This is a genomic window from Sphingobacterium sp. UBA5670, from assembly GCF_002420705.1.
In the GTDB taxonomy this organism is placed as follows: Bacteria; Bacteroidota; Bacteroidia; order Sphingobacteriales; family Sphingobacteriaceae; genus Sphingobacterium.
The window spans coordinates 1-14,779 of the sequence record NZ_DIIM01000019.1; the positions used below are offsets into that span (position 1 = coordinate 1).

At 39.2% G+C, this 14,779-nt stretch carries 11 protein-coding genes; 3 read left to right on the forward strand and 8 right to left on the reverse strand.

Annotated elements, in window-relative coordinates:
- Positions 1 to 21: 21 nt before the first annotated feature.
- From ggt to B3C94_RS16010, 4 genes are all read right to left on the reverse strand, one after another.
- Positions 22 to 1,722 (reverse strand): gamma-glutamyltransferase, encoded by a 1,701-nt coding sequence (ggt, locus tag B3C94_RS15995; protein ID WP_293905411.1) that lies wholly within the window; start codon positions 1,720 to 1,722, stop codon positions 22 to 24.
- 63 nt (positions 1,723 to 1,785) lie between these two features.
- A complete protein-coding gene (locus tag B3C94_RS16000) occupies positions 1,786 to 2,112 on the reverse strand; it encodes a nucleotide pyrophosphohydrolase (protein WP_293905413.1) in 327 nt (108 codons plus the stop codon).
- 16 nt (positions 2,113 to 2,128) lie between these two features.
- Positions 2,129 to 2,587: a D-aminoacyl-tRNA deacylase gene (gene dtd, locus B3C94_RS16005; protein WP_293905415.1), complete on the reverse strand. Its 459-nt coding sequence runs from the start codon at positions 2,585 to 2,587 to the stop codon at positions 2,129 to 2,131.
- Positions 2,588 to 2,794: 207 nt separating this feature from the next.
- The gene (locus B3C94_RS16010; RefSeq protein WP_293905417.1) at positions 2,795 to 5,230 is read right to left on the reverse strand and encodes a TonB-dependent receptor; all 2,436 of its coding nucleotides are present in this window, start codon (positions 5,228 to 5,230) and stop codon (positions 2,795 to 2,797) included.
- A 410-nt stretch (positions 5,231 to 5,640) separates the two neighbouring features.
- On the opposite strand from B3C94_RS16010, the gene B3C94_RS16015 reads away from it, so the two are divergent.
- The 3 genes from B3C94_RS16015 to B3C94_RS16025 all read left to right on the forward strand — a co-directional run bounded on the left by B3C94_RS16015 (position 5,641) and on the right by B3C94_RS16025 (position 8,730).
- Positions 5,641 to 6,816, forward strand: a complete 1,176-nt coding sequence (locus B3C94_RS16015) for an amidohydrolase family protein (protein WP_293905419.1) — start codon at positions 5,641 to 5,643, stop codon at positions 6,814 to 6,816.
- Between the two features lie 117 nt (positions 6,817 to 6,933).
- A complete protein-coding gene (locus B3C94_RS16020; protein WP_293905421.1) occupies positions 6,934 to 7,215 on the forward strand; it encodes an acylphosphatase in 282 nt (93 codons plus the stop codon).
- Between the two features lie 45 nt (positions 7,216 to 7,260).
- Complete coding sequence (locus B3C94_RS16025; protein ID WP_293905707.1) at positions 7,261 to 8,730, forward strand: lipopolysaccharide biosynthesis protein; 1,470 nt, start codon at positions 7,261 to 7,263, stop codon at positions 8,728 to 8,730.
- A 64-nt stretch (positions 8,731 to 8,794) separates the two neighbouring features.
- Here the strand turns inward: B3C94_RS16025 and dusB are convergent, their stop codons facing one another.
- The 4 genes from dusB to B3C94_RS16045 form a co-directional block, all read right to left on the reverse strand.
- Complete coding sequence (gene dusB / locus B3C94_RS16030; protein ID WP_293905423.1) at positions 8,795 to 9,790, reverse strand: tRNA dihydrouridine synthase DusB; 996 nt, start codon at positions 9,788 to 9,790, stop codon at positions 8,795 to 8,797.
- A gap of 66 nt (positions 9,791 to 9,856) precedes the next feature.
- Positions 9,857 to 12,298 (reverse strand): outer membrane beta-barrel family protein, encoded by a 2,442-nt coding sequence (locus tag B3C94_RS16035; RefSeq protein ID WP_293905425.1) that lies wholly within the window; start codon positions 12,296 to 12,298, stop codon positions 9,857 to 9,859.
- Between the two features lie 28 nt (positions 12,299 to 12,326).
- Positions 12,327 to 13,460 carry a PepSY-associated TM helix domain-containing protein gene (locus tag B3C94_RS16040; protein ID WP_293905427.1) on the reverse strand — a complete coding sequence of 378 codons (1,134 nt, stop codon included), beginning with the start codon at positions 13,458 to 13,460 and terminating at the stop codon, positions 12,327 to 12,329.
- 110 nt (positions 13,461 to 13,570) lie between these two features.
- A complete protein-coding gene (locus B3C94_RS16045; RefSeq protein ID WP_293905429.1) occupies positions 13,571 to 14,779 on the reverse strand; it encodes a hypothetical protein in 1,209 nt (402 codons plus the stop codon).

Sequence of the window (14,779 nt, forward strand, 5' to 3'; positions counted from 1 at the left end):
AAACGAGCCGCTCTTTTATATTTAATAACCTTTCGCTGTATCATCTCCGCGCGGATCAGCACCCGTCTGCAGTTTTCCGTTTGGAAGAATAAGAATATTTTCTACACGGCCTATTGTTCCTCTCGGATTTATTATGTAGCCGTCTTTTACTAAGAGATCGCGTAAGTTGCTCTCAATAGCATTGGTTTCTACGTCAATTCGGTCAGGAAGCCATTGATGATGAAATCTTGGCACGCTCACAGCTGCCTGTGCATTCTTTCCAAAATCGATGACGTTTAGTATGGTCTGAAAAACAGATGTAATGATAGTCGATCCGCCTGGTGTTCCCACGACCATAAATAGCTTGCCATCTTTTTCTACAATTGTAGGTGTCATCGAACTGAGCATTCTTTTTCCTGGCTGAATCTCATTTGCCTTTTCACCTGTCAATCCATACATATTCGGTATGCCGGCTTTAACTGAAAAATCGTCCATTTCATTGTTCAACAGGAAACCTGCACCGGCAACAAATACTCCCGAGCCATAGGAGTCATTAAGCGTCGTTGTGATAGAGACAGCATTCCCTTGTGCGTCAACAATATTAAAATGTGTTGTTTGCTCGCTTTCATAGCCAGGAATGACGTCAGCATTGACATCTTTACTTAATGTCGCTTTATGGAAATTAAATGCATTGAGTTTACTTGCATTAGAACTGGAGTCAATAAGTTGTTGGACAGGCACCTTGATGAAATCAGGATCTCCTAAATATTTGGCTCTATTGGCATAGACATAACGTTCGGCCTCCACCATGATTCGAACGGTTGAATCTTTTTGAAAGCCCCAACGTTGAAGGGGAAACTGTTCGACTGATTTGAGCAGGGCTAAAAGAGATGTTCCTCCACTGGAAGGCGGAGGCATGGAAATGACCTTATATCCCCTGTAACTTGTGTGAATTGGGCTGCGCCATAGCGCTTGGTAATCCAAGAGATCTTGGTGTGTAATAATTCCTTTTCCTTGCCCCATTTCAGCGACAAGTAAATCTGCTGTTTTACCTTTATAGAAACCGTCTCGACCATCATTTGAAATTCTTTCCAATGTTGTTGCAAGTGCCTCCTGAATAAACAGGTCTCCCGGCTTCCATAGGGTAGTTTTGATAATCGCTGCGCCGGAGGGATTCAGCTTGACAAAACGATCTTTATGGCTTTCAAACTCATTGGCTTGTCTTTGACTGATTTTAAAACCTGTTCTGGCTAGTTGGATTGCGGGGAGTAGGAGATCTTTCCACTGTAATTTGCCATACTTTTTGTGTGCTTCCCACATCCCTGCGACAGAACCGGGAATACCTGATGCTAATTGACTATATAGGCTCAGTTCTGGAATAACATTGCCTTGCGCATCAAGATACATATCCCGTGATGCTTTCAAAGGAGCTTTCTCGCGAAAGTCCAGCGCATCCAATTGGCCACTATGATCACGATAGAGCATAAAGCCCCCTCCGCCAATATTTCCTGCATTGGGATAAACCACTGCAAGTGCAAATTGTACTGCAACTGCAGCGTCTATCGCATTTCCACCTTGTTTTAAAATCTTTACTCCAACTTCCGAAGCCAAGGGATGCGCAGTGACTACCGCGGCCTTATTAAATGTACTTGCCTGCTCAACACTGGAATTTAGCTGCTGTTTTGTTGCACAAGAAGCAAGGAATATGCTAGCTACGAGCGAATAGGTTATAAATTTATACATTGTTTTCGATTTAAGAATTTAAATAGCATCTCAAGGTGTTGCATACATAATGCTATCAAGCGATTATTTAAGTTTGTCATTGTTTTTATGCCGGTCGGCATCGCGAATTGATTTCTTTTGGAGATTTTGCTCTAATGCTTCTGTCAAGTCAATTCCGGTTTGATTGGCTAGGCACATTAAAACGAATAATACATCTGCCATTTCATCCGCTAAGTTGACTTCTTTATCTGATTTTTTGAACGATTGTTCTCCATATTGTCTTGCCATTATTCTAGCGACCTCACCGACTTCTTCCATCAGTATGGCAGTATTGGTCAATTCGTTGAAATAACGTACTCCGGTACTATTGATCCATTTATCAATAACTTCCTGTGCTTCTTTAATTGTCATCTTATTCAATAAAAAATTAAAAGTTGTCCTTATCTTTTGTGTCCATGATGATGGTAACTGGACCATCATTTAGAAGCTCTATTTTCATATCTGCTCCGAAAATCCCAAGCTGAACTTCTTTTTGAAGTAATTGGCTTAATAGTTTAGCCATCTCTTCATACATAGGTTTGGCTTTATCCGGTTTCGCTGCTCTGATAAAGGAAGGTCTGTTTCCTTTTTTTGTTTGGGCAAAAAGCGTAAATTGTGATATCAGAAGAATGCTTCCGTCAATATCCAGTATTGATTTATTCATCAAGCCCTGTTCGTCTTCAAAGACTCTTAAATTAATAAACTTTTGTCCTAGCCATTTGAGATCTTCTATTGTGTCTGCTTCTTCGACTCCCAATAAGATCATAAAGCCTTTTTGAATCTGGCCGGTAATCTTATTATCGACAGTGCAAGAAGCGTGTTTTACTCGTTGAATAACTGCGCGCATAATGAAAAGTATAAAATCAAAGTTAAAAATTCCAATTGTCAAACACGATGGGAAATTCAATTTATCGCCTGCATAAAATAAACCTCCCTTTCTCCTAATGGAAAAAGGGAGGTTTATTTTCTAACGTATTTGGTTAGAAAGAACCTTCGTTCCGCTTTCATAGCTGTTGATGTTTACGGAATCATGAAGCTCTTGTAAAAAGGTATTTTAGAATTTGAAGTTTAGGCCCAGTAGGAAATTCGTTGGTGCTTGAGGAAAATAAAAATTATAATATTTTCGGGTATCACCTTCCATCCAACCAAAGGTGTAGCCATTGGCTTCGTACTTTTCGTTGAAGATGTTGTTGACCTGTAAAGTTGCACTAATGTTTTTGATGCCGAGTGCTGTAAAGCTATAGTTCGCTAACAGATTGTTGACAAAATAAGAAGAAATGCTTCTTTCTTTTGCCGCTGAATTGTCTAGATATTGTTGTCCCACAAATTTGGACAGGAGCGAAAATGTAAGTGATGTTATTGGACTATAAGAAAGGTTACTTGACAATATAGTTCCCGGCGATAAAGCAATGTTTGTTTTTGAATAAAATATCCTTGTATCACCGATTACCTCTTCAAAATCTTTAATTTTATTTTGGCTGAAACTAGCTGTTGCTTTCCAATTGAACTGCTTGTTGATGTTCCATGATCCATCGAACTCAAGCCCCATTCTATAACTATCTTTGACATTTTGTCGAATCGGAGAACCTGTATCGCTGATTTCACCAGTTGGGATCAACTGATCCTTGTAAAACATGCCATATCCATTTAATCCGATGTTGAATTTCTCATTTGTAAAGCGATAGCCAAATTCGATGTCCTGCATTTTCTCCGGCGTAGGGTCAGGTAAAGCGCTATTTTTCTCTATAAAATCTTTGCGAACAGGTTCTTTTTGTGCAAAGGCATAGGACGCGTATACATTTGAATGATCATTTAGCAAATAAGTTGCACCAGCTTTAGGGTTCAAGAAATTGAACTTAGGATGATAATTATAATTTTTCACCTTATCATCGTCACCATACATGTGGTAATCTACATTTCGATATTGAATATCGGCCATTAATATCCATTTGTCTAGTTTGTAATCGACTTTTAAGAAATTGCTGAAATCATTTTTTTGTGATTTCCCGAAGTAATATTTGTCGTCAAGAAAACCGGTTGATGCATATTGTGCCCATATCACCTGGCCATAGTGTTTTCCTTTGTATTGATTATAAGCTCCCCCCCAAGTTATTTCAAGCTGATCATTCGGTCTGTAATTTAGGGCATAAGTCATGCCGTAAAAATAATTATCAAGCCATCTCCTACGGACGAGATCTGTTTTTTGTATGGTATCCTTACCAATGATGACGTTAGGCAAACCGTATTTACTTAGTTTATCTCCCGGTCTCATTTCTTCATAGTAACCATAACCTCTTGTATAGTGTAAGGCTGTATTGAGCGTCAATTTGTCGTTCAGGATATTGGTGTAATGAAGTTGATGATGTTTCTGTGTATAATTATCTGTTTGGTTTTTATACGTGTATAGGTTATAATTCCGGCCAGCGTTCATGAAACGATCCTTATCCGCGCCGGAGATTTCGAGTGCATTATCTGCATAGTCATCCATGCGCGATCGATCGCCAGTAATCAATGGTTCGGGAACGCCATTCCAGGCTTGATAGGTCTTTTCTTTTCCCCAGAATACAATTCCTTTTAAAATATGTTTCTTGCCATAATAACCTCCGTCCACATAGAAAGATTGTAAGTCTGAACTACCTCTCTCGATATAACCATCGCTACTGATTCGAGATAATCTGGCATTGAAGGCAAATTTGTCGTTAATTAGTCCGGTACCTACCTTGACTGTATTTTTCCAGGTATTATAGGAGCCAAATGAATTGTTGAGTTCTGCGTAAGGGGTTTCGACTAAAGTATTGGACTGAATATTTAATGAGGCTCCAAATGATCCGGCACCATTCGTCGAAGTCCCAATACCACGCTGAACTTGGATGCTCTCGGTAGAAGAGGCAAAGTCGGGCAGGTTGACAAAAAACGATCCCATGCTCTCTGCGTCGTTTAGAGGAATGCCATTTAATGTTACGTTGATTCGTTGGTTGTCCGAGCCTCTGATTGTCATTCCGGTATAACCTATGCCGGCACCGGCATCGGAATTTACCTGAACAGATGGCGTCTGGTTTAAAAGGAATGGGATATCTTGGCCGAGGTTATTACGAGATATTTCCTCTTTATTGATATTTTTAAAGGTTGTGGGAGCATTTCTTTTGGCACGGGTAGATTGTACAAGTACCTCTTCCATTTGAATTGTAGCAGGTTCTAATTGGACAATAAGTTCCAAATTGTTTTTAACATCCACATTTCGGCTCCATGTTTTATAACCTACGGATGATAATTGGAGATGGTGTTTACCTGTATTGATGTGATAGAGTTTAATCAGCCCATTTTTGTCCGATTGGCCGGCAAAAGAAGCTTGACCATCGATGGACACGGAAACATGCTGTAAGGGCTTCTGATTGGTCTTGTCTACAGTTTTAATTGTCAGATTCTGTTGCGCAATAGCAACTTGGCTTGAAATAGTAGCTAAGGAGCTACAAATCAAAAATTTGATCATGGTAATGTATTTTGTTTGAGTTAAACAAATCATAGCAAGGGGTTACTATGACCGCACTATTTAACTAACCTCTCCCTACGCCAGCATTATCTGGATCAGGTGTACAGAATTTAATCTGTTGGGTATAATCTCAGCCTTTATTTGTGTTCCTGACAAAACAAGGCACCCCTATTCGATGCTGCGAATATATAAATTTAAAATTGAAATGCTGTATAAAGAAGTAATTTATGACAAATGAAAAATGGGCATATTTGCTTTGTTATTTCGTTTTGGTTTAAATTTTTATGCAAATTGTAGTTTTTGGTATTTATTGTTCTTTTTAGGTACCTTGGCATGAATTTTTCTACTAGAGGTATGTATTCATACAGGTCAAATTTTTTTAGTTACTAAATTGATAGTGAGGAGATAAAATGTTAAAATATTTAAGCGCTAATTATATTCTACCGATTACTGCAATGCCGATAAAAGACGGTATTGTTTCGGTGGATGAGGAGGGGGTAATTCAAGGTATCTATGACCCGACTTCATTTACACCTACAGATAAAGCTAAGGTTGAGAAATATGAAGGAGTGATAATTCCAGGTTTTATCAATGCACATTGTCACATCGAATTGTCGCATATGAAAGGTAACGTTCCTAAAGGCACGGGGCTTCCGAACTTTTTGAGTAAGGTGATGACAACGCGATCGGCATCGATGAAGAAAATAGATGATGCTATGGCAAAAGCTGATAGGGAGATGTACGAAAATGGTATTGTCGCTGTTGGGGATCATGCTAATACTGATAATTCCTCAAAATTGAAGGAAGATTCACAAATCCTCTACCACACATTTGTGGAAGTATTGGGAGTTGAACCTGAGGAAGCTGATTTTAAATTAAAAGAGGCCAAATCATTAACCCAAGAGTTTAGGAATGGTCATGTATCCATTACACCCCACGCACCTTATTCTTGTTCGAAGGTACTTTTCAAAAAATTCAAGAAAATGGTTCCGGAAACAAATATTATCAGTATTCACAATCAAGAAAGTGAAGAGGAGAATAAGCTGTTCCGTTATAAAATGGGTGAATTCTTAGACTTTTATAAGCGTATTGGAAAAAATGCTGATTCGATTAAAGCGCAGGCGAGAAATTCCATTCAGTCTTATCTTCCTTATTTGCCTTATCCGAATAGATTGCTGTTGGTTCATAATACCTATACTTCGTTAAAAGATTTAGATTTTGTCGAACGTATGGACCGTGATGTGGTGTGGTGTTTATGTCCAAAAGCAAATCTTTATATTGAGGGGACATTGCCAAAAGTTCAGAATTTTATGAATGCTGGGCAGCGTCTGGTGATCGGAACGGATAGTTTAGCTTCAAACGATACCTTATCTATCCTTGAAGAGCTGAAAGTATTGCATGCGCACTTTGAGGAACTTGATTTCTTACAGACTATTCAATGGGCTACTATTAACGGCGCTATTGCATTAAATATTCAGGATGAGTTTGGGTCGTTAGAGGTCGGTAAAAAACCAGGTATCGTATTGTTGCAAGGGATGGAGCATATGCGTCTGCATGACAATGTTAAAGTTAAACGTCTAGCTTAGTATTTAATTCTACAAAAACTTCTGTACTTTTGCCCTTATGAAACGTCTATAATTATAGTCTTAAAACTATAGTTATAGTACGCTCCATCTGATCGATGGAATAAAAATAAGTTACAGATGAAACATTTGAATATTTCAATAAGGGGTAAAGTTCAGGGAGTCTTTTTTAGATTGACAACGAAAGCAGTGGCAGATCAGGTAGGTGTTAGAGGCTTTGTTGTCAATTTAAAAGATGGTTCTGTTTATATTGAAGCCGAGGGCGATGATTTTGCATTGGATTCATTGTTGGAGTTCTGCCAAGAGGGCCCCGAAGGTGCCATTGTTGAAAGTGTAGAAGTCAAGGAAAGTGAACTGAAGAGCTTTTCTAATTTTGAGGTAGTTAAAAGAGTTCAATCCTAAATCTTTTTTACTTTGTCAGTACTAAAAAAGTTCGCTGGTCAGACCATGATCTATGGCCTGAGTACGATTATAGCTCGTATGCTATATTTCGTTATGACACCATTATATGTCCTCAAATATCCACCTACATCCTACGGAATATTTACGAATATGTATGCTTGGGCCTCCATGATCAATGCTGTTTTGGCATTTGGAATGGAGACTACGTTTTTTAGATTTCTTCAAAAAGTCGAAGAAAAAGATAAAAAGCAGGTTTTTAATAATAGTTTTATCGTTATAGCCTCGCTGGCCACATTATTTTTTATAACGGCCATTGTCTTTGCGGGCACTATTGGTAGCTGGTTGAATAAGGGAACTTATAATGCAGATTACGAGTGCTATGTGAAGTACTTTGCCCTCATATTGGCACTGGATGCTCTGGCTATTGTTCCGTTTGCAAAATTAAGATCGGAAGGAAGACCTATTCGATTTGGTGCTATTAAACTAGCTAACATTGGTATTATGGTTCTGCTGAATCTGTTCTTTATAGCCCTTGTTCCCTATTTAATAAAAGAAGGTGGCTTCTTGGGGACTTGGTGTTCCGGCTGGTACAGGAATGAATGGATTGGTTATGTTTTTATATCCAATATTGTAGCAAGTGCAGCTACCTTTTTATTGCTTCTTCCCGAAATGAGAGGTTTTTATTTTAAACCGGAAAAGCAGCTAATATTAAAAATGCTATCGTATAGCTTTCCGATTTTAATAGCCAATATTTCTTATATCATCAATGAAAATTTAGATAAGATTGTATTACCAATTTATCTGCCAAAAGATATAGGAGATCGCGATTTAGGTATATACGGTGCCGTTGGAAAACTAGCGATGTTTCTGAGTATTTTTGTTCAGGCTTTTCGGTTGGGAGCTGAACCATTTTTCTTTTCTTATGCAAAGAACGCAAATGCAAAGAAGACTTATGCCTTGATTATGGAATATTTTGTAATAGCCATGATGTTGGTCATGCTGGGTATTACAGCGAATATAGACTGGTTGAAATATTTTATAAAAGGTAATGCGGAGACCCGTGATCTATATTGGTCCGGACTTTTCATCGTTCCCCTCTTGTTGTTCAATTATGTTCTGTTGGGTATTTATATGAATCTTTCGGTATGGTATAAGCTTTCAGACCAAACGCGATATGCCTTGTATATTTCACTCGTAGGTGCAGGAATAACCATTGTGGCCAACTATTATCTGATTCCTAGATATAGTTATGTAGGCGCATCGATCGTGACATTTTTAGCCTATTTTTCTATGGTTGTACTATCTTATGTATGGGGGCAGAAACATTATCCTATACCCTATAAACTGGGTAAGATTCTACTATATATATTGGTAGGCATATGTTTCTCTTATCTATCTTACTTTATATTTAATCATAATGCCTTTGTCGGCAATGGACTCTTATTAGCTTATATCGGCGGGGTATTTCTCATGGAGCGAAATCAACTTAAGCAGTTTCTAAAGAAAACTGCATAAAAGAAAAGGTCGTGCTATTTAAGTTAAGCACGACCTTTTTCTTTTAAACTATAATGGTTTGAACTTATACGAGCTCAGCAAACAAGTTATGTTCGATCTCATGTAGTACCTCAAGGATCTCTGCTTGGCTTTGCAAACTAACCAGTTTCATTCGGTACTCTTTAAAATTAGGGATTCCTTTGAAGTAATTCGCATAATGTCTACGCATTTCAAAAATGCCTAGCTTATCACCTTTCCATTCGATGGATTTGTTCAAATGCGTTCTACATACCTCGACGCGTTCTGCAATTGTAGGACCTTCCAGACGCTCACCTGTATTGAAAAAATGCTTTATTTCTCTAAAAATCCAAGGATATCCAATCGCAGCACGACCAATCATAATGCCATCTACTTCAAATTCTTGGCGCCAAGCTGCCGCTTTTTCGACAGAGTCAACGTCACCGTTTCCAAATATTGGAATCTTGATGCGTGGATTCCTTTTGATATCGCGAATCATGGACCAGTCTGCCTGACCTTTGTACAGCTGTGCACGTGTACGTCCATGAATTGCAAGTGCTTTGATGCCGACGTCTTGTAATCTTTCGGCAACCTCATACACATTTTTTGTGCTGTCATCCCAGCCAAGGCGTGTTTTCACTGTCACAGGCAGATCTGTCGCTTCAACGACTGCTTTGGTCATGGCAACCATTTTATCAATATCCTGTAAAAGAGATGAGCCGGCTCCTTTGCAGACTACTTTTTTAACAGGACATCCATAATTGATATCGATTAAATTGGGGCCCGCTTTTGTACAGATTTCAGCCGATTGACGCATACTTTCAATGTCTCCGCCGAAGATCTGGATACCAATAGGTCGCTCATATTCAAAAATATCTAACTTTTGAACAGATTTGGCAGCATCACGGATGAGTCCTTCTGAAGAAATAAATTCAGTATACATTAAATCCACACCATTCTGTTTACACACATAGCGAAATGGTGGATCACTTACATCCTCCATGGGAGCTAATAACAAAGGGAATTCACCCAAATCAATATTTTCACCAATCTTGACCGACATCTTCGATAATTTTTTACAAAGGTACAAAATTTGGCATTAGTATAAAGTTAGCTAACTGTCACGAGTTTAGAGTCGATTTTTGATCTCTTCGGATCCAGTTGAACGCTGGCTGTTTGTTTCTCCATTTCCTCCAAAACGATAATTGAAGGATAGGATGGCTGTCCTGCTGTCGGGATTTGATCGCCCAACAAGCCGAATTGCTGAAGAAACTGTTTCGTATCGACGGCTGTTAGTTCTAAAAATATCATTTACCACCAGCTTAATGGAGGCCTTTTTATTGAGAATGTTCTTTTGGATTCCGGTATATAACTGGCCATAGCTCTTGATTTGGCTTAATCCTATTGTCAATCCGGAAGCGTAGCTTCCGCCCATTTCTATCGACCAGTCTTTCGGTAATTTGAATGTATTCTGGCTATTCATGGTCAGCGTATTGCCTTTACGGCTAATCAGTCCTTCGTCCTGTGGGATTTCATATTTATTCTGGTAAATGTTAGCGAAATGTGTTGCAGACCACCAACTTGTCAATTGGGTGGGAGCAATAAAGGAAACTCCGAAGTTTTTGAATGAGCCGATATTCTCTGGCCGCTCGTAAGTTATATACGGATTGGATAAATCTCTTCCAAGTATGTCATTGACAACATCAGTTCTTGAGGCATAATTCAGTGTGAAAATATATTTATTGGAAAAAGTATAGCCTAGCTCAAATGCATGTTCATAGGCAGGATTCAGACGGGCATTGCCTTCCGAATAGGAGAAAGGATCGGTATATACACGAAATGGATTGAGATCCCAAAATGATGGTCTTTGCACACGGTAGCTGTAGCTTGTCTGCAATTTGTTTTTTTCATTGAGGGTATAGGTTAGAAATGCTGATGGAAATAGCTTGAAATAGGATTTTTCAAATTGTTCATTCAGCGTGATTTGATTGCCTGATGTACGTGTGTGTTCTCCTCGCAGACCAACCTGTGCCGAAATTTTAGTCCAGCTTTTGGATAAATTGATATAACCCGCTCGTATTGTTTCTTTGTAAACGAAATGATTGCTTGTTGTCAGGTCGGGGACAAATTGACCGTTTTGCAGTGTATCGTAATGCAGGTCATTTTCTGTACGGACATGACTAGCTTTCCAGCCTGTCTCCAGTTTATACCCTTCGGCCAGGGGCAGTGTATAATCCAACTTGGCGACGTACACTTTATTGTCTGAGGGAATGTCTCCTTGACGTGACGACGGTTGGTTGAGCGGGGTGCCATCTGCTTTCGTATAATTCGTGTTTAGCTGCTGATCCATTTTGGAATAATGGTCGACAAGATCGAGGTCGATTTTTAGTTCGTGCCCTTTCTCATTAAATTTGACCGTGTAGTTGATATTGTAGAGCATATCCCGCCAGCGCTCTTTCCCTTCCGTTATCGTAGATGAAGACCATATTAATTGATTATCGTCAAAGTTTCTGAAGCTATTTGTTGTAGGTTCATACTTCGGGTATTTACCAAATCCGCCGTTGATGAGTACGCCAAGTGTCTGTTTGGAATCTATGTTATAATCTATACCGGCTCTAAAATTGTTCGACCGCAGCTTTGGCTGTATTTTATTTTCCTGCTGTGTATAAGATTCGGGGAGGTTACTCTGATCCGAATAGAAGTAGCGTGTGAGGGAGTTAAAATACTCAAGGTTCTGATGATACTGATTATAGATCGCGAATACATTTAGTTTCTCCGTGCGGTAATTTAAATTGAGACTACCGCCAAGATGTGGCCCTCGGCCTGCGCCACCATTGAGGGAAATAGAACCGTTCCATCCTTGCTTTATTCCTTTTTTTAAAACAATATTGATAATTCCTGCTGAACCAGCTGCATCTTGTTTTGCACTAGGGTTGGACATAAGCTCAATTTTGCTGATATCAATGGAAGATGTGCTGCGCAATAGGTTGGCCAGTTGGTCACCGGAAAGATAAGTCAATTTTCCATTGATCATTACTGAAGTACCTGATTTCCCTTTAATGCTTAAGGTACCGTTGTCATCTGCGGTTACACCTGGTAGCTTGTTGAGTAGTTCAAGTCCATTATTGCCATCAGCAAGCATAGAGTTTTCAACATTGAATACCAGTTTATCCCTTTGCTGTTCTATAAATTGCTTTTTGCGTTGGACCAACACTTCTGCTAAATAAGCATTATTCATCAATAGCACAATCTGGCCGAGATCGTATCCGCCAAGTTGTTCATCTAAACTGAAATGTGGACTAAAGGTCTCTTGATGGGTGATGCTTTTTACTTTTATATAATAACGGCCTGCCTTTGTGTCACCGAAAATAAAATGCCCGGTACTATCTGCGACGATAGTTTTCGTTAATGTACCATCTTTTGCTTGATGAAGGCTGATATTTACGTATGGAATGGCCTGTTTATCTTCACCGATAATTTGACCTCTGATGTGACTTAATTTTTGGGCCTCACTACTGAAAACAACACAAATAAAGAGTAGACTACAGAGATAACGATGAAAGTTGGACATAATGGAATGGTTACGGTATTGCTAAAATCTAAGTGGTTGCCAGTTGTGTGCGTTTCGTTTTTTTTATAGCTTTTCTTTTCTTTCCCCACCAGATATAGAATCCTGTTATTGGTAAGGTTGAACATACAAGTGAGGCGATGAAATAGATGATTTTTGTTGTCATTCCACCAATAAACCCAGTGTGGAGCGCATAATTGGAGCGCATCAGCCATTCGGTGGTATTTGCCTCATCAATGGGGCCTTGCATTCTGCCTGTCAATTCAAGTGTATATCGATCGAAATTAAGATCTCTCCAAGTTCCACCCTCCATGTCGGTACATGCATAGACTGTTTTGTCTTCACGCTCGGGATAATGGACAATTACGGCGTCTTTATTGTATTTGGCATACTCATGGCGTACTTTATACCAAATTTTATCGGCTACTTGTAACGCGTCATTTAAAGGCTGATTGATCAGACTATTGTGGTCTACTCTTTCTATTTTATTGTCCTTAGGATATCCACCTGTTAGCCAAATTACTGAGTTGCGCATCCATGGAAAGCTCATAATGAGTCCTGTTAAGCACATTACTAAGGCTATGGTCAGTGAATAGAAGCCTAGCACATTGTGTAGATCATAATTGATTCTTTTGAATTTCGCTTTCCATTTGATTGTAAAACTTTGTTCTCTCGCTCTTTTGGTCCATTTTTTTGGCCACCAAAGAATAAGTCCTGTGATTAATAAGATAAAGAAAATGAAGGTGCTCCATCCAACAACCTGTCGGCCTATTTTAACTGGCATCCAAAGATGTCGATGCCCTTCGTCCATAAAGTGAAAGAAATCTTCATGATCTACAATGGCTAATACTTCCGCTGTATAGGGGTTTACATAGACCAGACTATCTGAATGATCCAAACTGACCTTGACGGACTTATCAAGTCCATAGTACCATGCGCTTGCTATATCTTTATCCGGCAGAACCCTCTTTACGGATCTGTAAATTGCAGAAGGCGGAAGCTGCTCTTCTGTTGTTCCAGATTCGATGTGGATATAGTTTGTTGTTAATTCTTTGATATCATGTTCAAAGACAAGTACACAGCCTGTAATTCCCAGTATAATAACGGGAATACCGGCAGCAAGCCCTAGCCAAAGATGGAGCCAGGCATTAATTTTACTTAACATAATTGACGGATTTGATCGTCGTCCCCTAGTAAGGACTGAGGGAAAGTCGTGTTGTAGCATTAGGAATAGTGCTTCCCTAATGCTTACATAGCGACTTTCTTTGATTATAGTTATAATTTGACCATTTTATTGACGGCATTTATACCTTCAAGTTTTAGACCTCTAGAGACAGCTTGAGAGGAAGTGTTGTATTGATACACATAGTAGCCCTCAGCTGTATTGGCCGCAATGAAAATATTGGCCCCATCCACCACTACGTTTTCGGCAAAAGGAGTTCCTTTGGCCAATGGGATATTGATTTTTGTCTTGGTTTGCGCCTTTACGTCAACCAAATAGAAGCTCGTGATATATTCTGTTCCATAGGAATCTGAGTCCTTAATTTTAGTTTTATCCAAGATTCTAACGACAGCCTTATTGTTGCCCACATATGTAAGTCCCACAGCTTCTTCTTTTGTGCGGTCGGTCAATTCGTAGAAATAAGTTGGATCGATCTCTTTTGAATTATTCTGTACCCTAAAGATTCCGAAAGGTTCACCAGTTGTTTTTGTGGACCAAATTGTAGGCGAAGTAATAAAATAGGCTGTCTGATCTTCCGTGAATGATGACTGTACATTCAAGGTATAATGACTTGGGAAGGTAAAGCGGTCATCTTGTGTCACAGTAATATTGCTCATCGAAGGATAGTCCATACTAGCCAGATACGTTTTGCTGACAGAGATGCCTGTATCATTGTTTTCCTGTGTGTAGGCTAAGTATAATTTATCACCAATAAAAGCGGCATTGTAAGCCCAGAAATAATAGCCATCCATTAAACCGGGGATATTCAATTTACCACTGCTGGTGATTTTCATGTTTTCAACATCGAGAATAGCATATTCAAATTGAATTGCAGCATCTGAACTAAACAGGACCAGTGTTTTGTCATCTTTCCATTTATAGAAACTGGAGTAATACGCCCAGCTGATCGCAGGAAATGGAATTTCTTTGACAACTGTAATTTTGGAGTTATCACTTGTGTATTTGACTAATGTTTTAGAATCTGTGTCGATCCCATAATAAAATTCACCTTTTGAGGTAATGGCTGCGTAATTGGATTTTGCACCGTTAGAGGCAGTGGTAAGGGTTCCTTCTGTTAAGGAGTTAGCTACAAGATTGTAAGTTGCTGCTGGTGTTCCTGCCTGGACAACAAAACCATATTTTGCACTTTCCTGTGCAGGAGGTTCTACTTCGCCTCCAGGACTGTTTTTGGAACATGCGGCCAATGTCGCAATAATGCCCGCGCTAAAGAGAACTGCTGTGGATTTTAATTTTGAAAACAT

What these genes read in the sequence shown, in the direction of transcription:
- B3C94_RS16000 (WP_293905413.1), bottom strand. Translation starts at nt 2,112, where the DNA reads ATGACAATTAAAGAAGCACAGGAAGTTATTGATAAATGGATCAATAGT.
- B3C94_RS16010 (WP_293905417.1), bottom strand. Translation starts at nt 5,230, where the DNA reads ATGATCAAATTTTTGATTTGTAGCTCCTTAGCTACTATTTCAAGCCAA.
- B3C94_RS16035 (WP_293905425.1), bottom strand. Translation starts at nt 12,298, where the DNA reads ATGTCCAACTTTCATCGTTATCTCTGTAGTCTACTCTTTATTTGTGTT.
- B3C94_RS16045 (WP_293905429.1), bottom strand. Translation starts at nt 14,779, where the DNA reads ATGTTTTCAAAATTAAAATCCACAGCAGTTCTCTTTAGCGCGGGCATT.
- B3C94_RS16025 (WP_293905707.1), top strand. Translation starts at nt 7,261, where the DNA reads ATGATCTATGGCCTGAGTACGATTATAGCTCGTATGCTATATTTCGTT.
- B3C94_RS16040 (WP_293905427.1), bottom strand. Translation starts at nt 13,460, where the DNA reads ATGTTAAGTAAAATTAATGCCTGGCTCCATCTTTGGCTAGGGCTTGCT.
- dtd (WP_293905415.1), bottom strand. Translation starts at nt 2,587, where the DNA reads ATGCGCGCAGTTATTCAACGAGTAAAACACGCTTCTTGCACTGTCGAT.
- dusB (WP_293905423.1), bottom strand. Translation starts at nt 9,790, where the DNA reads ATGTCGGTCAAGATTGGTGAAAATATTGATTTGGGTGAATTCCCTTTG.
- ggt (WP_293905411.1), bottom strand. Translation starts at nt 1,722, where the DNA reads ATGTATAAATTTATAACCTATTCGCTCGTAGCTAGCATATTCCTTGCT.
- B3C94_RS16015 (WP_293905419.1), top strand. Translation starts at nt 5,641, where the DNA reads ATGTTAAAATATTTAAGCGCTAATTATATTCTACCGATTACTGCAATG.
- B3C94_RS16020 (WP_293905421.1), top strand. Translation starts at nt 6,934, where the DNA reads ATGAAACATTTGAATATTTCAATAAGGGGTAAAGTTCAGGGAGTCTTT.